The organism is Streptomyces melanogenes (genome assembly GCF_014649795.1).
In the GTDB taxonomy this organism is placed as follows: Bacteria; Actinomycetota; Actinomycetes; order Streptomycetales; family Streptomycetaceae; genus Streptomyces; species Streptomyces noboritoensis.
The window spans coordinates 628,630-645,486 of sequence record NZ_BMTS01000003.1; the positions used below are offsets into that span (position 1 = coordinate 628,630).

Genomic DNA, 16,857 nt, shown 5'->3' on the forward strand with positions numbered 1-16,857 from the left:
CAGCCTGACGACCGTCCCCGCAGCAGCGAACGCAGACTGATCTAGGAAGAGAGCACTACGACAGCCATGGCTGAGGCTCAGAACATCCCGGCGGGCTCCACCACCGCCGGCTCGATCGCGGTGGCCGCCGAGTCGACCGTCGCCACGCGCATGAGCGCCCCCCCGTCCTTCGACGTGCGGGACTTCCCGGTCCCGCACGGCCGTGAGGAGGAGTGGCGGTTCACGCCGCTGGCGCGGCTGCGCGGGCTGCACGACGGCACCGCCGTCGCGACCGGCGACGGACTGCGCGTCGAGGTGACCGCCCCCGAGGGCGTCGTCGTCGAGACCGTGGGCCGCGACGACGCGCGGCTCGGCCGGGCGGGCACGCCGGTGGACCGGATCGCCGCCCAGGCCTACTCGTCGTTCGAGAAGGCCTCGGTCGTGACCGTCCCCAAGGAGACGGTCCTCACCGAGCCGATCCGCATCGCCGTGCACGGCGAGGGCGGCACCGTCTTCGCGCACCAGGTCGTCGAGCTCGGCGCGTTCGCCGAGGCCGTCGTGGTCATCGACCACACCGGTGACGCGGTGCTCGCCGCCAACGTGGACTTCGTCCTCGGCGACGGCGCCAAGCTGACCGTCGTCTCCGTGCAGGACTGGGACGACAAGGCCGTCCACGTCGCCCAGCACAACACGCTGATCGGCCGCGACGCCTCCTTCAAGTCCGTCGTCGTCACCTTCGGCGGCGACCTGGTCCGCCTGCACCCGCGGATCTCCTACGCGGGCACCGGCGGCGAGGCCGAGCTGTTCGGCCTGTACTTCACCGACAAGGGTCAGCACCAGGAGCACCGGCTCTTCGTCGACCACAACACGCCGCACTGCAAGTCCAACGCCGTGTACAAGGGCGCCCTGCAGGGCGACGACGCGCACGCCGTGTGGATCGGTGACGTGCTCATCCAGGCCAAGGCCGAGGGCACCGACACCTACGAGATGAACCGCAACCTGGTGCTCACCGACGGCGCCCGCGTCGACTCCGTGCCGAACCTGGAGATCGAGACCGGCGAGATCGCCGGCGCCGGTCACGCCTCCGCCACCGGCCGCTTCGACGACGAGCAGCTGTTCTACCTGATGGCGCGCGGCATCCCCGCCGCCGAGGCCCGCCGTCTGGTGGTCCGCGGCTTCTTCGCCGAGCTGGTCCAGCAGGTCGGTGTCGCGGACGTGGAGGAGCGCCTGCTCGCCAAGATCGAGGCGGAGCTGGAGGCGTCCGTCTGATGTCCGCCTTCGTCCGCGCCTGCGCGCTGAGCGAGCTGGAGGAGGACACCCCGAAGCGGGTGGAACTCGACGGCACGCCGGTCTCGCTCGTCCGCACCGAGGGCGAGGTGTTCGCGATCCACGACATCTGCTCGCACGCGAACGTCTCGCTGTCGGAGGGCGAGGTGGAGGACTGCCAGATCGAGTGCTGGCTGCACGGCTCCACGTTCGACCTGCGCACCGGCAAGCCGTCCGGCCTGCCCGCGACGCGCCCCGTGCCCGTATACCCCGTAAAGATCGAAGGGGACGATGTGCTCGTCTCCGTATCCCAGGAGAACTAAGTCCCCATGGCAACGCTTGAAATCCGCGACCTGCACGTCACCGTGGAAGCCGAGAACGGCCCCCGGGAGATCCTCAAGGGCGTCGACCTGACCGTGAAGCAGGGCGAGACCCACGCCATCATGGGCCCCAACGGCTCCGGCAAGTCCACCCTCGCGTACTCCCTCGCGGGTCACCCCAAGTACACGATCACCGGCGGCACGGTCACCCTGGACGGCGAGGACGTCCTGGAGATGTCCGTCGACGAGCGCGCCCGCGCCGGCGTCTTCCTGGCCATGCAGTACCCGGTCGAGGTCCCCGGCGTCTCGGTCTCCAACTTCCTGCGCACCTCCGCCACCGCCGTGCGCGGCGAGGCGCCCAAGCTGCGCACCTGGGTGAAGGAGGTCAAGTCCGCGATGGAGCAGCTCCAGATGGACCCGGCCTTCGCCGAGCGCAACGTCAACGAGGGCTTCTCCGGCGGTGAGAAGAAGCGCCACGAGATCCTCCAGCTGGAGCTCCTCAAGCCGAAGATCGCGATCCTCGACGAGACCGACTCGGGCCTGGACGTCGACGCGCTGCGCGTCGTCTCCGAGGGCGTCAACCGCGTCCGCGAGACCGGCGAGGTCGGCACGCTGCTGATCACGCACTACACGCGCATCCTGCGCTACATCAAGCCCGACTTCGTGCACGTGTTCGCGAACGGCCGCATCGCCGAGTCCGGCGGCGCCGAGCTCGCCGACAAGCTGGAGAACGAGGGCTACGAGGCTTACACGAAGGGCGGCGCTTCCGAGTGACGATTCTGCCGGGCCTCCTCGACACCGAGGCGATCCGCAAGGACTTCCCCTTGCTGGACCGTGTGGTCCACGACGGGAAGAAGATCGTGTACCTCGACAGCGCGGCGACTTCGCAGAAGCCGCGCCAGGTGCTCGACGCTCTCAACGAGTACTACGAGCGGCACAACGCCAACGTCCACCGTGGTGTCTACACGGTGGCCGAGGAGGCCACGGCGCTGTACGAGGGCGCGCGCGACAAGGTCGCCGCGTTCATCAACGCGCCCAGCCGCGACGAGGTGATCTTCACCAAGAACGCCTCGGAGTCGCTCAACCTGGTCGCCAACATGCTGGGCTGGGCCGACGAGCCCTACCGCGTGGACCACGAGACCGAGATAGTCATCACGGAGATGGAGCACCACTCCAACATCGTGCCGTGGCAGCTGCTCTCGCAGCGCACCGGCGCGAAGCTGAAGTGGTTCGGCCTCACCGACGACGGCCGCCTCGACCTCTCCAACATCGACGAGATCATCACCGAGAAGACGAAGATCGTCTCCTTCACGCTGGTCTCGAACCTGCTGGGCACCGTCAACCCGGTCGAGGCGATCGTCCGCCGCGCCCAGGAGGTCGGCGCGCTGCTGTGCATCGACGCCTCGCAGGCCGCCCCGCACATGCCGCTGGACGTGCAGGCCCTCCAGGCCGACTTCGTGGCCTTCACCGGCCACAAGATGTGCGGCCCGACGGGCATCGGCGTCCTCTGGGGCCGCCAGGAGCTCCTTGAGGACCTGCCGCCGTTCCTCGGCGGCGGCGAGATGATCGAGACGGTCTCGATGCACTCGTCGACCTACGCTCCGGCGCCGCACAAGTTCGAGGCCGGTACGCCCCCGATCGCCCAGGCCGTCGGCCTCGGCGCGGCCGTGGACTACCTCTCGGCGATCGGCATGGACAAGATCGCGGCGCATGAGCACGCGATCACCGAGTACGCGGTCAAGCGCCTGCTCGAGGTCCCCGACCTGCGGATCATCGGCCCCACCACGGCCGAGGACCGGGGCGCGGCGATCTCCTTCACGCTCGGCGACATCCACCCGCACGACGTGGGCCAGGTCCTCGACGAGCAGGGCATCGCGGTCCGGGTCGGCCACCACTGCGCCCGCCCGGTCTGCCTGCGGTACGGAATTCCCGCGACCACGCGAGCGTCTTTCTATCTGTACTCCACGCCCGCCGAGGTCGACGCCCTGGTGGACGGTCTGGAGCACGTACGAAACTTCTTCGGCTAGGGGTTAACCGACGTGCTGTGTCTTCCCGGGGGGCAACCCCCGGACCCCCGGCCGGAAAACACGTCGTGGCGAGCGATTGCAGGGACGCGAGGTAATTCGTTGTGAAGCTGGATTCGATGTACCAGGACGTCATCCTGGACCACTACAAGCACCCGCACGGCCGGGGCTTGCGGGACGGTGACGCCGAGGTGCACCACGTGAACCCGACGTGCGGCGACGAGATCACCCTCCGGGTGAAGTACGCGGGCTCGCGGATCGAGGACGTCTCGTACGAGGGCCAGGGCTGCTCCATCAGCCAGGCCAGCGCCTCGGTCCTCAACGACCTGCTGGTCGGCAAGGACCTGGACGAGGCGCAGCGGATCCAGGAGACCTTCCTGGAGCTGATGCAGTCCAAGGGCCAGCTGGAGCCGGACGACGCGATGGAGGAGGTCCTGGAGGACGCGGTGGCTTTCGCCGGCGTCTCCAAGTACCCCGCGCGCGTCAAGTGTGCTCTGCTGAGCTGGATGGCCTGGAAGGACGCGACGGCCCAGGCGCTGGGCGCCGGAGCCGAGAGGAAGAGCGCATGACCGAGAACGCAGGGGCCACGCTGAAGCCGGCCTCGGAAGAAGAAGTCCGCGAGGCGCTGTACGACGTCGTCGACCCCGAGCTGGGCATCGACGTCGTCAACCTGGGCCTCATCTACGGCATCCACATCGACGACGCCAACATCGCGACGCTGGACATGACCCTGACGTCGGCGGCCTGCCCGCTGACCGATGTGATCGAGGACCAGGCGAAGTCCGCGACGGAAGGCATCGTCAACGAACTCAAGATCAACTGGGTCTGGATGCCGCCGTGGGGCCCGGACAAGATCACGGACGATGGGCGCGAGCAGCTGCGGGCGCTGGGGTTCAACGTCTGAGCGAGCTGTGCACAGGAAGGGGCCCCGGAGTCACGCCGGGGCCCCTTCCGCGTGCCCGCGGCGCCGCTGATCGGCAGGGGCCGTCCGGCGGCGTACGGATCTGTTCGCCTCCCGTACGTATCTCGTACGGCCGAAATTGGCGCACGCACCGGAGCCTTCTCGTCGACATCACGCCGACGAGAGGCACCCAGTGCTGTATGACGTTTCCCGGAACAAGCGCGTTGCCCTTGCGGCCGTGAGCGGGGCTCTTACGCTGGCCGCCATGGGCCTGAACGCACCCGCGCACGCGGCCGGTTACGGCACCCCGACCCTCTCGCTTTCGGCCAGTTATCTGTCGGGGGCCGTGGGCGGGACCGGGGACCCCGTGGTGACCGTGACCGTCGGACAGAGCGGGGCCGACGCCTCCGCGCTCACCGTGGCCGCCTCGGCCAGCACCAAGTCCTCCGTCGCCGGGACCGGCGACGTGACGGTCACCGGGACCGGGGCCACCCGGCAGGTCTCGGTGGCCGCGCACGGGCGCGGGTACACCGACCTCACCCTCAAGCTCACCGGGCTCGGCGGCAAGAGCGTCACCAAGACGCTGCACTACGCCGCCTCGGCCGCCGTCCAGTACGCCGCCGACACCCGGTACTTCACCGGCTCCAGCGACGCCTCCGCCGCCGTCGACGTGGGCGGCGGGTACGTCGTCGTCGCCGACGACGAGTCCAACACGCTGCGGCTGTACAACCGTTCGGCCTCCGGCGCGCCCGTGAAGACCTGGGACTTCAGCTCCCAGCTCGGGGTCACCAAGGAGATCGACATCGAAGGCGCGGCCCGCGTCGGCGACACGATCTACTGGACCGGCTCGCTCGGCAACAACAAGGACGGCGAGTACAAGGCCGACCGCAACACCGTCTTCACCACCACCGTCACCGGGTCCGGGGCGGGCACCCAGCTGGCGCTCGGCCGCTCGTACAAGAAGCTGCGCGACGACCTCGTCGCCTGGGACCGCGCCAACGGCGACCGGTACGGCTTCGCCGCCGGGACCGCCGCCGGGCAGGCGCCCAAGCAGGTCGACGGGTTCAACGTGGAGGGCCTGGAGTTCGCGCCCGGCTCGGCCACCACCGCGTACGTCGGCTTCCGGGCGCCGCTCGTGCCCCCGGCCAACGGCGGCAAGGCGCTCATCGTGCCCGTCACCAACTTCGACAAGGTGCTGGCGAGCGGGGCCAAGGCGGTCGTCGGGTCGCCGATCGAGCTCGATCTGGGCGGGCTGAGCATCCGGGACATCCGCAAGAACGCCGCCGACCAGTATCTGATCGTCGCCGGGTCGTGGGCGGCCGACGACAACTCCGACCCGTACGCCCTCTACTCCTGGGACGGAGTCGCCGCGCACGTCCCGGTCAAGCTGCGCGATCTGCCCACCACCGACCCGGGCGGCTGGGAGGCCGTCGTGGACGTGCCGGACCTGTCGGTGCCGGGGGCCCGCGCGCAGCTGATCACCGACGACGGGTCGGCCGACCTGTACGGCGACGGGACCGACGCGAAGGACCTCACGCACCCCGAGTGGAAGAAGTCCCGCGCCACCTGGTTCACCGTCACCGGCTGAGCCCCGGGCCCGGCCCGGTACGGTCGGGGCATGTCCCCAGAGCAGGGAGCGTGCGACTGATGGCCCGCCGGTACGACCCCGACCGGCGGCGCCGCATCATCGACGCCGCGATCCGCGTGGTCGGCGAGCGCGGTATCGCCGGGCTCAGCCACCGCAGCGTCGCCGCCGAGGCCGATGTGCCGCTCGGCTCCACCACGTACCACTTCAAGACGCTCGACGAGCTCATGGTCGCCGCGCTGCGCCAAGCCAACGAGGGCTTCGCCGCCGCGATCCGCGAGAGCGGGGCGCTGGCGGAGCCGGGCGTGGACGTGGCCGCGGAGCTCGCGCGGCTGATGGGCGAGTGGATCGCGGGGGACCGGGCGCGGGTGGAGCTGGAGTACGAGCTCTATCTGGCGGCGCTGCGGCGGCCCGCGCTGCGGCCGGTCGCCGCGGAGTGGACCGAGGGAGTGGCGGAGGTCCTGACCCGCCACACGGACCCGGTCACGGCCCGCGGCCTGGTCGCCCTGATGGACGGGATCTGCCTCCAGGCGCTGTTGACGGGCGGGGCCTATGACGAGGGTTACGCGAGGGAGTTGCTGGGGCGGCTACTGCGGCCGTAACCGCCCCAAATCGTTATGTACGCCCGTACGCATCGCTGTGTACGCTTGTCCGTATGCCGTACGTCCTGCTCTCCTGCGCCATCGCGTCGGAGATCGCCGCCACCTCCGCGATGAAGTACAGCGAGGGCTTCACGCGGCTCTGGCCGTCGCTGGTCACCGCCTGCGGGTATCTGCTCGCGTTCTATCTGCTCTCGCTGACCCTGAAGTCGATGTCCGTCGGCACCGCGTACGCGATCTGGTCCGGCGCGGGCACGGCCGTCATCGCCGCCATCGGCATGCTCTTCCTGGGCGAGACGATGACGGCCGCCAAGTTCGCCGGGATCGCGCTGATCATCGGCGGCGTGGTGCTGCTCAACCTCGGCGGCGCCGCGCACTGAGGCGCCGACGGCCGGGCCTCAGCCCCCGGCGCCCGCCCGCCGCACCGCCTCCAGCGCCGCCCGCACGCTCGCCTCGATGTCGGTGATCGGGTAGAGCGCCTCGATGACCGTACGGTCCCGGTCGACCACCAGCGTCAGGCGCTTCAGCCTGCTCACCCCCGCCGTGCGGAACGTCGGCAGCCGCAGCGCGGCCGTCAGCGTCAGGTCCGCGTCCGACAGGAGCGGGAAGCGCAGCCGCTCCTTGTCCGCGAACGCCCGCTGCTCGTCCGGGCGTTGGGCGGACACGCCGTGCACGGTCGCGCCCGCCGCCGTGAACTCGGCGAGCTGGTCGCGGTACGTGCACGATTCGAGCGTGCAGCCCGGCGCCCCCGGGATCCCCGCCCAGCCGGGCGGATAGGACTCCTTGCGGGCGTACGCGCCGGGGAAGCAGTAGAGCACCGTGTACGCGCTCTCCGCCGCCACCGGGTCCCGCGACGCGCCGTCCAGGTCGGTGAGGTGGAGCTCCGGCACCTTCGTGCCGACCAGCTCCCGCACCCGCTCGGTCTCCCCGGAGCTCTCCGTCGCTGTTGCCATCGTTTCTCCTTCCCCCAGCACCCAGGTGTCTCCCCAGTCCTGGAGTGCGATCAGTACGGGCAGCAGGGCACGGCCGCGCGGAGTGAGCCGGTACTCGTACCTGACCGGGCGCTCCTGATACGGCTCCCGGGTCAGCACCCCCGTCTCGACCAGCAGCTTCAGCCGCTCGGCGAGCACCTTGCGGGACATGCCGAGCTCGCGCTGGAGGGCGTCGAAGCGGTGCACTCCGCGTGCGGCGTCGCGCACGATCAGGAGCGTCCACCAGTCGCCGACGACGTCCAGGGCCTGGGCGATCGCGCAGTGCTCGTCGTGGAGACGGGTCCGTTGAGGCATGGGCCCATCCTTCCGTACGCCGTTGACCTGCGATCCCCATGCTGACATAGTCCGTTCCCATAAGGAACTCACTTGTGAGCGAGACCCAGGGGGGGCGACGGCGTGAAGACCTTGCGCGCGGTGCCGAGAACCGTCCGGCTGTTGTGCTTCGGCATGTTCTTCAACGCGGTCGTCAGCTTCACGTTCATCTACCTGTTCGTGTACCTGACCGGCCCGCGCGGCCTGAGCGTCGGCCAGGCCGGGGTGATCAGCGGGATCGGCGGCATCGGCCTGGTCGCCGGGAACTTCACCGGCGGCTCGTTCGGCGACCGCTACGGCCACCGGCGCGCCCTGCTCGCCGGCGCCGTGGTCAGCGGCACCGTCCTGGCCACCCTCGGGCTGCTGCCGACCGCCCTGCTGGCCGTCGCCCTGCCGATCGCCCAGTACGCCTCCGGAGTCGTCCGGTCCGCCAACTCCGCGCTCGTCGCCGTCGGCGTCCCCGAGGGAAGCCGACGCCAGGGCTTCGCCGTGATGCGGTTCGCCGCCAACGCGGGCTTCACCGTCGGGCCGCCGCTGGGCGCCCTGGTCGCCGCCCACTGGTCGTACGACTGGCTCTTCGCCGCCGACGGCGTCGGCACCCTGCTCTTCGCCGCCTACGCCGCCCGCGTGCTGCCCGCCCGCGGGGCCGCCCACGCCAAGCCGTCGTACGACCCGGGCGCGCCCGGCCTGTGGCGGGAGCTGCGGGTGCGGCCCGCCGTGCTCGTCCTGCTCGCCGCGATCGTCTGCGTCGACCTCGTCTACCGCCAGCAGTACTCGACTCTGCCCGTCTTCCTCGGCGACCACGGCCTGGACGAGCACGTCTACGGCTGGCTCATCGCCCTCAACAGCGCAGTGATCCTCTGCCTCGAACTGCCCGCCGTCCACGCCCTGCGCGGCCGCGCCCCGCTGTCGGTCGTCGGCTGCGGACTGCTCCTCGTCGGCCTCGGCTACGCGCTGCTGATCCCGGGCGCCGCCCTCGGCTGGGCCCTCGCCCTGATGGTGTCGCTCACCCTCGGCGAGATCCTCTACAAGACCACCGCCACCGCGTACGTCGCCGACCAGGCGCCCGCCCACGCCCAGGGCCGCTTCCAGAGCCTGTACGCGGGCGCCTCCATCAGCGGCCAGGTGCTCGCCCCGCCGCTCGGCGGCGCCCTCTACACCGCCGCGCCCGGACTGCTGTGGCCGCTGTGCGCCGCCCTCGCGGGCCTCGCCGGGCTCGCGGTGCTCTGGGCGCGCCGCCTTCCGGCGCCGCTGACCGGGGGTGACGCGCGCCCGTCACATGAGACCGGTTCGCCCCGGCGGGCCACCGCCGGTTAGGTTTTCTGCCATGACCGACACGACTGCTACTGCTTCTCGCTCCACCGGCGCCGTCGCCGCCGGCCTCGCCACCCTCGCCGGCGACGGCACCGTCCTCGACACCTGGTTCCCCGCCCCCGAGCTCGTCGAAGAGCCCGGCCCGGCCGGCACCGAGCGGCTCACCGCCGACCAGGCCACCGCGCTCCTCGGCAAGGGCGCGGCCGCCGCGCTCGGCGTCGACGAGCGCCGGGGCGTCGAGGTCGTCGCCGTCCGTACGGTCATCGCCTCGCTCGACGACAAGCCGCTGGACGCCCACGACGCGTACCTGCGCCTGCACCTGCTCTCGCACCGCCTGGTCAAGCCGCACGGCCAGAGCCTGGACGGCGTCTTCGGCCTGCTCGCCAACGTCGCCTGGACCTCGCTCGGCCCGGTCGCCGTCGACGACATCGAGACGGTGCGCCTGAACGCCCGCGCCGCCGGACTGCACCTCCAGGTGACGTCCATCGACAAGTTCCCGCGCATGACGGACTACGTGGTCCCCACGGGCGTCCGCATCGCCGACGCCGACCGGGTGCGCCTCGGCGCGCACCTGGCCGAGGGCACCACCGTGATGCACGAGGGCTTCGTGAACTTCAACGCGGGCACGCTCGGGACGTCGATGGTCGAGGGCCGGATCTCCGCCGGTGTCGTCGTCGGCAACGGCTCCGACATCGGCGGCGGCGCGTCCACGATGGGCACGCTGTCGGGTGGGGGCAACGTTCGTATCGTCATCGGTGAGCGGTGCCTCGTCGGCGCGGAGGCCGGGGTGGGGATCGCCCTCGGTGACGAGTGCGTCGTGGAGGCCGGGCTGTATGTCACCGCCGGTACGCGGGTGACCATGCCGGACGGGCAGATCGTGAAGGCTCGCGAGCTGTCCGGTGCGTCGAACATTCTGTTCCGGCGGAACTCGGTTACGGGTGCGGTTGAGGCTCGGCCCAACAACGCCGTGTGGGGCGGGCTCAACGAGATTCTGCACAGTCACAACTGAGGGTTTTGAGGGGCGCGTTTTCGGCTGCGGGCCGTGGGTGGCTGGTCGCGCCCACGCGGCGGAGCCGCAAAATGTCACAGCCCCGCGCCCCTGGGTACTCAGTGGATCAGGTCGTCGTATGCCCTCTGCAGCACGGCGACCTGGTCCGCGCTCGCGGGTTGCAAGGGTTCGCGGACCGGAGTGTTCAGCAGCGCCTTCACCGTCACCGTCCCCGGCAAGCCCGACGCCATCATCAGCTCCGACAGCGGGAGCGTGAGGTGGTTGAGGCGGGTTGCCTCTGCTGTGTCGCCCTTGTCGTACGCGTCCAGGGGGGCCCGCATCTGGGCCGGGGCCACGTTCGCCACCGTGCTCACATAGCCCGCTGCCCCCACCGCGTACAGCGGCAGGTTCGTCTCCTCGCAGCCCGAGTAGTACGCCAGCGAGGTGCGGCCGATGACCTTGGTGGAGGCGAGCAGGTCGTACGCGCAGTCCTTGACCGCCACGATCCGCTCGTGTTCCGCGAGCCGCAGCAGCGCGTCCGTGCCGATCCGGACGCCCGTCCGGCCGGGGATGTCGTAGAGCATCACGGGCAGCCCCGTGGCGTCCGCCACCGTGCGGAAGTGCGCCTCGACCGCGTCCTGCGGCGGGCGGCTGTAGTACGGCGAGACCACCAACAGGCCGTTCGCGCCCGCCTCCTCGGCCTGGCGGGCCAGCTCCACGGTGTGCCGGGTGGACGCCGTTCCGACCCCGGCCACGACGTGGATGTCGGCCCCGACCTCCTCGCGCACCGCCCGTACCAGCGCCGCCTTCTCGGCGTCGGTCGTGGTGGGCGACTCGCCCGTGGTGCCGCTGAGCACCAGGCCGTCGCAGCCCTCGGCGACCAAGTGCGCGGCGAGCCGCCGCGCGTGGTCGAGGTCGAGCGTGTCGTCGGCGGTGAACGGCGTGATCATGGCGCAAAGTGCGCGCCCGAAAGGGCGGGGAGTGCTCATTCACGCAGTCTGGGCGGAGTGAGCGTGAAGGTCTACTTAGATTTGCTTCGGGTTAATCCACAGCAGTGCTGAACTGTTCGGGGCGCAGGCGCTCTTGGCGGCCGCTCGGGCGTGCGTCACCATGAGAGACCGGTGTGTCCGTTCATGTCCGTACCGTCGTACCGTCGGAGGTCGTCATGAAGCTCGGCAAGGCTCTCGCCACCGGTGTCGCGGAGGAGCGGCCCGAAGATGTCGTACGGGACGAGGCGCCGCCCGTGCCCGAGGAGATCCCGGCCGAGGTGCCCGTCGAGGTGACGGCGGGCCGATGAGACTGCGGCTCCCCGAGGAACGCCCGACGGAGCCGCCCACCGGCTACAAGATCGCCCACGCGGCGCTCTCCCAGGACGGCTCCCGGGCCGGGTTCCTCGGCATCTCGCTGGGCGCCGCCCTGCCCTACGGCGTCCTGGACGACGCGCACTGCGCCTACGGGCGGCGCCACCGCTCGCCGTCCAGGCTCTGCGACTGCGGCTTCCACTGTCTGCACGAGCGCGCCGAGGCGGCGGCGCTGACCTGCACGGCCGACCACCGGGGCGCGTTGCTGCTCGAAGTGGCGGTCCTGGGGCGCTACATCCGGTTCGAGCGCGGGATGCGCTACGCCCGCCAGCGGGTGCGCACCGCCACGGCCGGGCCGTGCCGCTGCCGGCGGCGGGCGACCGGCCTCGCCGACGCGGGCTGGGGGCGGCCCGGGTGGCGGGTCGTGGAGCCGGTCTGCGCGGCGTGCGCGGGGTCGCGCGCGACCGTGGGGTTCGACGACTTCGCCCGGCGCGGTGGGGCGGGGTTGAGGGTTCTCGCCGCGAACGCCGTCGACACGGGCGCCGCCGAGCCCGGCCGGACCTACCCGGAGCTGGTCGCCGAGGCGGCGCTGCTCCAGGCCCGGCTCGACTGGTTCCAGAGCGAGTTGGCGCGGCTCGGCGACAAGGGCGACTCGCGGTAGAGGGACTCTCGGTAGGGGGACCAGGAGGGCCTCTGTCCGTCCTTGACCTCAAGTGCCCTTGACATTTCAGGATGGTGATCGTCAGCGCAGCACAGCACCGCGACGATCACCAGGAGACCGCCATGTCCGCCACGCCCACCGACGTGAAGTTCGACGCCCTGCCCGACCCGCGCCGCTCCGGCGTCGGCGTCGTCAAGTCCAGCGTCTGGCGCATGGGCACCCCCGAGCGGCAGCGCGCCGCCGTCGAGGCGATCGCCGAGGCGTGGGGCAGCCGGGACTGGCCGGACGTCGGGCTGCTCTCGTACAGCGTGTACACCGGCACCGACGGCGACGCCCTCCTGCACTACTCGCAGTGGCGGAGCGAGGACGCCTACCAGGACTTCTTCCGGCGGTTCCGGGACGGCCGCAACGCCGAGATCGACGCGGCCGTCCCCGGCATCGAGCGCGCGGGCCTGCACTCGTACGAGCTCTACCGCAGCGGCGGTCCGCAGCCGGGCGACCCCCGTACGCCCGGCTGCATCGTGATCGTCGACGTCGAGTTCGAAGGATCGGACCCGCAGCGCCAGCGCGCCTGGGTGGACGCCGTCTTCGAGGCCCTGGACACCGACCCGGACCTGCCGCCCGGCGGCATCTCCGCGCACTTCCACGCGAGCCTGGACGGCACCCGCGTCCTCAACTACGCCGAGTGGGAGAGCGAGCGGGCCCACATCGACGCGCTCGCCGCCGGCAGCGACGGGGTCGGCTCGAAGACCCCGCAGTGGGCCCGGGTGCACGACCACCCGGGCGTCACCGGCGGCGGGGTGACGCGCTACCTTCCGGCGCTGACCGTCACCCCGGCCTCCTGACCTACGGGCGGAAGCGGATGACCTGCGGGTCGTGGTCGCTGTTCTGGTCGGCGAACTCCGCGTTGATGTGCACGCTGTCGTAGTCGAAGCCGCGCACGGCCGGGCTGGTCAGGATCTGGTCGAGCACCTGGGTGTTGCCCTGGTACACGTAGGAGTAACGCTCCTTCTTCGGCAGCGTGCGGAAAGCCGAGCGCAGCGCGCCGCCGTCCTCCAGGGCCTTGGTGGTGCCCGAGAAGTCGAAGTCGTTGATGTCGCCGAGCGCGAGCACCCGGGCGTGCTTGTCGACCGCGAGGATCTGCTTCACGAAGCCGTTCACGGCCTGCGCCTGGAGCAGCCGCTTGGCCTCCGAGGAGCGCGGCACCGGCTGGTGCTGCGAGACCAGGCCCTCGTCGCCGCCCTTGGAGGCGAAGTGGTTGGCGATGACGAAGACCGTCTGCCCCTTGAAGACGAACTCGCCCGCGAGCGGCTTGCGGCTGTCCGCCCACGCCGGGTTCGCCGGGTCGATGCGGCCGGGGGAGAGGGTCAGGGCCGCGCGGCCCTTGGTGCCGGTGACGCCGACGGCGGTCTTGGCGTCGCCGCCGGGGCGGTCGGTGAAGGAGACCCGCGCCGGGTTGAAGAGGAACACCTGGCGGATGTTGCCGCCGGGCTCGCCGCCGTCCTTCAGGTTCTCCGGGTCGATCGAGCGCCACTGGTAGGCGGGGCCGCCCTTGGCGACGATCGCGTCCGTGAACTTCTTGATGGTGGCGGACGCGTCGACCGTGCCGTCGTTCTTGGCGCCGTTGTTGTCCTGGATCTCCTCCAGGGCCACGATGTCGGGCGAGGCGAGGTGCGTGACCACACCGTCGGCCAGCGCGTCGAACTTCGCCTGCGGGTCGCTCGGGTCCAGGTTCTCCACGTTGTACGTGGCGACCGCGAGCTCGCCGGTGCGCTGCTTGCGGGTGGTCTCGCGCTTGAGGCCGTTGTCCTTGACCGTGCCGAGGGTGCGGGCGGTGATCGTGTACCCGCCGAACTGGTTGAAGTCCAGCGGCCCTTCGGTGGCGCCGGTCAGCGTGTCACCGACGTTCGCCTTGGGGAAGGGCTGCTGCGCGCTCGGCACCAGGCTCTGGATCTGGAGGCGGCCGGTGTTCTGGTCGTCGTACGACGAGTAGAGCGTGCCGCCCCGCTTGGTGCGGTTCTCGCGGCCCTTCACGGTGACCCACAGCTCGCTGTACGGGTCGGTGGCGCCGACGATCCGCGAGGTGCCGATGCGGATGTTCATGCCCTCAAGGGACTCGTAGTAGTCCAGGGCGTACTTCTTCGGCTGGAGGGTCAGGCCGTTGACGCTGTTGCCGGCGGCCGGGTCGCCCGCCGGGGTGTAGCGGTCGGGAACGGTACGGGCCGTCACCGCGACCGGGGCCGGCAGCGGGTTGCCCGAGGAGACGACCGTCACGGTCGGCTTCGATATCTGGGTCAGCGACTGGTTGCCGGAGGAGAGGCCGCCCGGGACGTACTCGGTCACCGTGCCGGAGACCTTCACCGAGTCGCCCACGGCCACGGTCGGGGCCGAGCCGGTGAAGACGAAGACGCCCTCGCTGGTGGCCGGGTTGTCGTCCGGTGCGGTGTCCTGGAACCAGAAGCCCTTCGAGGAGCCGTACGTCCGTACGCCGGTGACGACGCCCGGCACCTCCGCGACCTGCTTGCCGGCCAGCGGCGAGGTGCGGGTCGTGCCCTGGATGTCGTGGATGCGGGCGACGGTCGGGTCGGCGGCGGCCGACGAGCCGGCGGCGAGCAGACCGGCGCCCAGCGCGGCGGCGACGACGGCGGAGACGGCGGCGGATCTCGGAACGGGCATCAAGGAACTCCGGAAGATGAGGGAATCGGTGCACGTGCGGGTGCGGTGCTGCTCAGGTGTGCAGCAAGTTCTACGCGCGTCAATCTCTTGGCTGACCGGGGCAGTTGTCAAGGGTCGCCGGGTGGCCGGAATCTGACGGCTGGATGAACCGTCCGCCGGGGGAGCCCGGCCACCGCACGGCGATTCCCGTACGCAACCGTCGCGGCCCCGGCCGGAACCCGCCGTGCGGCCCGGCGGCGGCTGTGGCCGGTGGGCGGCGATACCCGGTGAAATACGTCTACGCTGGGTGCCTCTCGCATCACACCGCCGCAACCACCGCTTCGCCGAGGAGTACGCCACAGATGTCCGGAGACCGCCCCACCCTGCCGCCGGTGCGGCTGCACTCCGAGGCCGAACTCGCGCGGGCGGCGCTCGCCGCCCCGCTGCTGGCCCGCGCCGCCCGGCTCGCCCGCTGGGCCGGGCCCGGGACCCGGGTCGGCGCCGGGGGTGAGCTCGTCGAGGAGCAACTGCCCGCGGCCGCCGAGGCACTGGGCCTCACCGTCGACGAGGACGGCGCGGCGGACGCGAGCGAGGCGTGGCGGATCGCCGTGGACGCCGGGCTCGTCGACGTCACCGACGCGGAGGACGAGGACGGCGAGGGCACGGCCGTCGCGGGCGAGAGCCTCGCCCTGCTCACCTCCGGCTCCCCGCAGGACGTCCTCACCACCTGGCTGGACGCCTTCGACGCGGTCTTCGCGGACGCGACCGCCCCCGTGCTCGACGACTTCGCCGACCTCATCGGCGACGACGGCGAGCTCGACTTCGACCGGCTCGACTGGGACCCGCAGGCGGAGGCGGACTTCCTGGAGGGCGTGCTCGGCAACCTCTACCTGCTCACCGTCACCGAGGGCGGCGCGGGCGAGGGGCCGGTGCCGCTGCCCGCGCTCGCCGCGTCGATGATCGTCCCCGACGACATGGGGGAGCCCACCGACGACATCCTGGAGCAGGTGTCGGACGCGATGATGCGCCTCGACGACCAGTTCCGCCTCCTGGAGCCGATCGGGCTTGTCGAGTACCGGCCGGTGGACGAGGCCCTGATGGCCGAGGAGGACGAGGAGCCCGCGCCGCCCGTCGACGACGAGGACGTGGCCCGGTACGGCATGGTCCGCCTCACCCCGCTCGGCCTCTACGGCGTACGGGCCCGGATGCTGGAGGCGGGCGTGGAGGCGCCGGCCGTCGGCGACCTCGCGGACAAGGGTGCGGACGTGCTGCTCGACGGCATCGCGTACTACGCGGAGGCGGCCGCCCGCGCCGAGACCGAGCAGTGGCTGGCGCGGCACGAACTCCCCTCTGCGGTACGGGAGTTGCTGGCGGCGGCCCGGGGCTCGGACGAGCGCGGCCCGCTGCGCCGGCTGCACTGCCAGCAGGCGCTCGCCCTCACCGGCCCCGAGGCCGAGCCCGCGCTGCGCGAGGTCCTGGACGACGCGGAGCTGGGCGGCCTCGCCCGGGTGTGGCTTGCCGAGCGGGGCGCGGCGGACGTCCCCGCGCCGCCGGAGGCGATGGTGTTCTGGCTGGCCGTGGACACGATTGCGGCGCAGCTGGCGGTGGACGGGGATCTGGAGGAGCTCCAGGGCCTGGTGGAGGGCCTCGTCGGCCAGCACAGCGGCTTCTTCGACGCGGCGTGGCGGGTCGAGCACCCCGCGACGGCGGACGTCCTGGAGGCGATGGGGCGCCTGCACCCCGACAAGAAGGTGGCGAAGGAGGCCCGCAAGGCGGCCTTCAAGGCCCGCTCGCGGGCGTAGCCCTTGGGCTGCGGCGGTTCGTCTGCGGCTACGTCTGTGGCTGGTCGCGCAGTTCCCCGCGCCCCTGAGATGCGCCCCTTCGGGGCGCCCCTTTAGGGGCGCGGGGAACTGCGCGAGCAACCCACCACGGTCCGCAGACGAACGACGGCCGGTCTTTG

18 protein-coding genes are annotated in these 16,857 nt (G+C 71.4%); 15 read left to right on the top strand and 3 right to left on the bottom strand.

All coding sequences use genetic code 11. The annotated features are described in order from the left end of the window. Positions 1 to 66: 66 nt before the first annotated feature. The 9 genes from sufD (at position 67) to IE252_RS09915 (ending at position 7,054) form a co-directional block, all read left to right on the top strand. Positions 67 to 1,248, top strand: coding sequence for a Fe-S cluster assembly protein SufD (sufD, locus tag IE252_RS09875; protein WP_190088930.1), 1,182 nt, complete (start codon positions 67 to 69; stop codon positions 1,246 to 1,248). Beyond that, complete coding sequence (locus IE252_RS09880; protein WP_190088931.1) at positions 1,248 to 1,568, top strand: non-heme iron oxygenase ferredoxin subunit; 321 nt, start codon at positions 1,248 to 1,250, stop codon at positions 1,566 to 1,568. The genes sufD and IE252_RS09880 overlap by 1 nt, the downstream gene beginning before the upstream one ends. Before the next feature lie 6 nt (positions 1,569 to 1,574). Next, positions 1,575 to 2,339 (top strand): Fe-S cluster assembly ATPase SufC, encoded by a 765-nt coding sequence (sufC, locus tag IE252_RS09885; protein ID WP_190088932.1) that lies wholly within the window; start codon positions 1,575 to 1,577, stop codon positions 2,337 to 2,339. After that, on the top strand, positions 2,336 to 3,592 hold the full coding sequence (locus IE252_RS09890) for a cysteine desulfurase (protein WP_190088933.1): 1,257 nt from the start codon (positions 2,336 to 2,338) through the stop codon (positions 3,590 to 3,592). The genes sufC and IE252_RS09890 overlap by 4 nt, the downstream gene beginning before the upstream one ends. 101 nt (positions 3,593 to 3,693) lie before the next feature. After that, positions 3,694 to 4,158 carry a Fe-S cluster assembly sulfur transfer protein SufU gene (gene sufU / locus IE252_RS09895; protein WP_190088934.1) on the top strand — a complete coding sequence of 155 codons (465 nt, stop codon included), beginning with the start codon at positions 3,694 to 3,696 and terminating at the stop codon, positions 4,156 to 4,158. After that, positions 4,155 to 4,493 (top strand): metal-sulfur cluster assembly factor, encoded by a 339-nt coding sequence (locus tag IE252_RS09900; RefSeq protein WP_190088935.1) that lies wholly within the window; start codon positions 4,155 to 4,157, stop codon positions 4,491 to 4,493. Before sufU ends, IE252_RS09900 begins: the two co-directional genes overlap by 4 nt. Before the next feature lie 262 nt (positions 4,494 to 4,755). Next, positions 4,756 to 6,078: a hypothetical protein gene (locus IE252_RS09905; RefSeq protein WP_229848152.1), complete on the top strand. Its 1,323-nt coding sequence runs from the start codon at positions 4,756 to 4,758 to the stop codon at positions 6,076 to 6,078. A 59-nt stretch (positions 6,079 to 6,137) separates the two neighbouring features. Further along, the gene (locus IE252_RS09910; RefSeq protein WP_190088937.1) at positions 6,138 to 6,677 is read left to right on the top strand and encodes a TetR/AcrR family transcriptional regulator; all 540 of its coding nucleotides are present in this window, start codon (positions 6,138 to 6,140) and stop codon (positions 6,675 to 6,677) included. A gap of 53 nt (positions 6,678 to 6,730) precedes the next feature. Further along, a complete protein-coding gene (locus tag IE252_RS09915) occupies positions 6,731 to 7,054 on the top strand; it encodes a DMT family transporter (protein ID WP_190088938.1) in 324 nt (107 codons plus the stop codon). A gap of 18 nt (positions 7,055 to 7,072) precedes the next feature. Here the strand turns inward: IE252_RS09915 and IE252_RS09920 are convergent, their stop codons facing one another. After that, positions 7,073 to 7,960, bottom strand: coding sequence for a winged helix-turn-helix transcriptional regulator (locus IE252_RS09920; protein WP_190088939.1), 888 nt, complete (start codon positions 7,958 to 7,960; stop codon positions 7,073 to 7,075). Between the two features lie 153 nt (positions 7,961 to 8,113). Between IE252_RS09920 and IE252_RS09925 the strand changes: the two genes are divergently transcribed. After that, on the top strand, positions 8,114 to 9,295 hold the full coding sequence (locus tag IE252_RS09925) for an MFS transporter (protein ID WP_373298537.1): 1,182 nt from the start codon (positions 8,114 to 8,116) through the stop codon (positions 9,293 to 9,295). Positions 9,296 to 9,305: 10 nt separating this feature from the next. After that, entirely contained in the window at positions 9,306 to 10,301 is a 996-nt protein-coding gene (gene dapD / locus IE252_RS09930; protein WP_190088941.1) for a 2,3,4,5-tetrahydropyridine-2,6-dicarboxylate N-succinyltransferase, read from the top strand. A gap of 98 nt (positions 10,302 to 10,399) precedes the next feature. Here dapD and dapA read toward each other — a convergent pair whose 3' ends face one another. Beyond that, the gene (dapA, locus tag IE252_RS09935; RefSeq protein ID WP_190088942.1) at positions 10,400 to 11,269 is read right to left on the bottom strand and encodes a 4-hydroxy-tetrahydrodipicolinate synthase; all 870 of its coding nucleotides are present in this window, start codon (positions 11,267 to 11,269) and stop codon (positions 10,400 to 10,402) included. A 134-nt stretch (positions 11,270 to 11,403) separates the two neighbouring features. Here dapA and IE252_RS09940 point away from each other — a divergent pair, with 134 nt between their 5' ends. The 3 genes from IE252_RS09940 to IE252_RS09950 all read left to right on the top strand — a co-directional run bounded on the left by IE252_RS09940 (position 11,404) and on the right by IE252_RS09950 (position 13,087). Further along, a complete protein-coding gene (locus IE252_RS09940; RefSeq protein ID WP_190089002.1) occupies positions 11,404 to 11,577 on the top strand; it encodes a hypothetical protein in 174 nt (57 codons plus the stop codon). Then, positions 11,574 to 12,242: a hypothetical protein gene (locus IE252_RS09945; RefSeq protein WP_190088943.1), complete on the top strand. Its 669-nt coding sequence runs from the start codon at positions 11,574 to 11,576 to the stop codon at positions 12,240 to 12,242. The genes IE252_RS09940 and IE252_RS09945 overlap by 4 nt, the downstream gene beginning before the upstream one ends. Before the next feature lie 122 nt (positions 12,243 to 12,364). Beyond that, a complete protein-coding gene (locus IE252_RS09950) occupies positions 12,365 to 13,087 on the top strand; it encodes an antibiotic biosynthesis monooxygenase (protein ID WP_190088944.1) in 723 nt (240 codons plus the stop codon). 1 nt (position 13,088) lies between these two features. On the opposite strand, the gene IE252_RS09955 is transcribed toward IE252_RS09950, so the two are convergent. Then, positions 13,089 to 14,918: a DUF8508 domain-containing protein gene (locus IE252_RS09955; protein WP_190088945.1), complete on the bottom strand. Its 1,830-nt coding sequence runs from the start codon at positions 14,916 to 14,918 to the stop codon at positions 13,089 to 13,091. Positions 14,919 to 15,259: 341 nt separating this feature from the next. Here IE252_RS09955 and IE252_RS09960 point away from each other — a divergent pair, with 341 nt between their 5' ends. Continuing rightward, on the top strand, positions 15,260 to 16,699 hold the full coding sequence (locus tag IE252_RS09960) for a hypothetical protein (RefSeq protein WP_190088946.1): 1,440 nt from the start codon (positions 15,260 to 15,262) through the stop codon (positions 16,697 to 16,699). Positions 16,700 to 16,857 lie beyond the last annotated feature (158 nt).

Coding starts and splice junctions, on each gene's coding strand:
- IE252_RS09905 (WP_229848152.1), top strand. CDS start 4,756: ATGGGCCTGAACGCACCCGCGCACGCGGCCGGTTACGGCACCCCGACC.
- IE252_RS09960 (WP_190088946.1), top strand. CDS start 15,260: ATGTCCGGAGACCGCCCCACCCTGCCGCCGGTGCGGCTGCACTCCGAG.
- sufC (WP_190088932.1), top strand. CDS start 1,575: ATGGCAACGCTTGAAATCCGCGACCTGCACGTCACCGTGGAAGCCGAG.
- IE252_RS09910 (WP_190088937.1), top strand. CDS start 6,138: ATGGCCCGCCGGTACGACCCCGACCGGCGGCGCCGCATCATCGACGCC.
- IE252_RS09920 (WP_190088939.1), bottom strand. CDS start 7,960: ATGCCTCAACGGACCCGTCTCCACGACGAGCACTGCGCGATCGCCCAG.
- IE252_RS09915 (WP_190088938.1), top strand. CDS start 6,731: ATGCCGTACGTCCTGCTCTCCTGCGCCATCGCGTCGGAGATCGCCGCC.
- IE252_RS09945 (WP_190088943.1), top strand. CDS start 11,574: ATGAGACTGCGGCTCCCCGAGGAACGCCCGACGGAGCCGCCCACCGGC.
- dapA (WP_190088942.1), bottom strand. CDS start 11,269: ATGAGCACTCCCCGCCCTTTCGGGCGCGCACTTTGCGCCATGATCACG.
- IE252_RS09880 (WP_190088931.1), top strand. CDS start 1,248: ATGTCCGCCTTCGTCCGCGCCTGCGCGCTGAGCGAGCTGGAGGAGGAC.
- IE252_RS09950 (WP_190088944.1), top strand. CDS start 12,365: ATGTCCGCCACGCCCACCGACGTGAAGTTCGACGCCCTGCCCGACCCG.
- IE252_RS09955 (WP_190088945.1), bottom strand. CDS start 14,918: ATGCCCGTTCCGAGATCCGCCGCCGTCTCCGCCGTCGTCGCCGCCGCG.
- IE252_RS09900 (WP_190088935.1), top strand. CDS start 4,155: ATGACCGAGAACGCAGGGGCCACGCTGAAGCCGGCCTCGGAAGAAGAA.
- IE252_RS09925 (WP_373298537.1), top strand. CDS start 8,114: ATGTTCTTCAACGCGGTCGTCAGCTTCACGTTCATCTACCTGTTCGTG.
- dapD (WP_190088941.1), top strand. CDS start 9,306: ATGACCGACACGACTGCTACTGCTTCTCGCTCCACCGGCGCCGTCGCC.
- sufD (WP_190088930.1), top strand. CDS start 67: ATGGCTGAGGCTCAGAACATCCCGGCGGGCTCCACCACCGCCGGCTCG.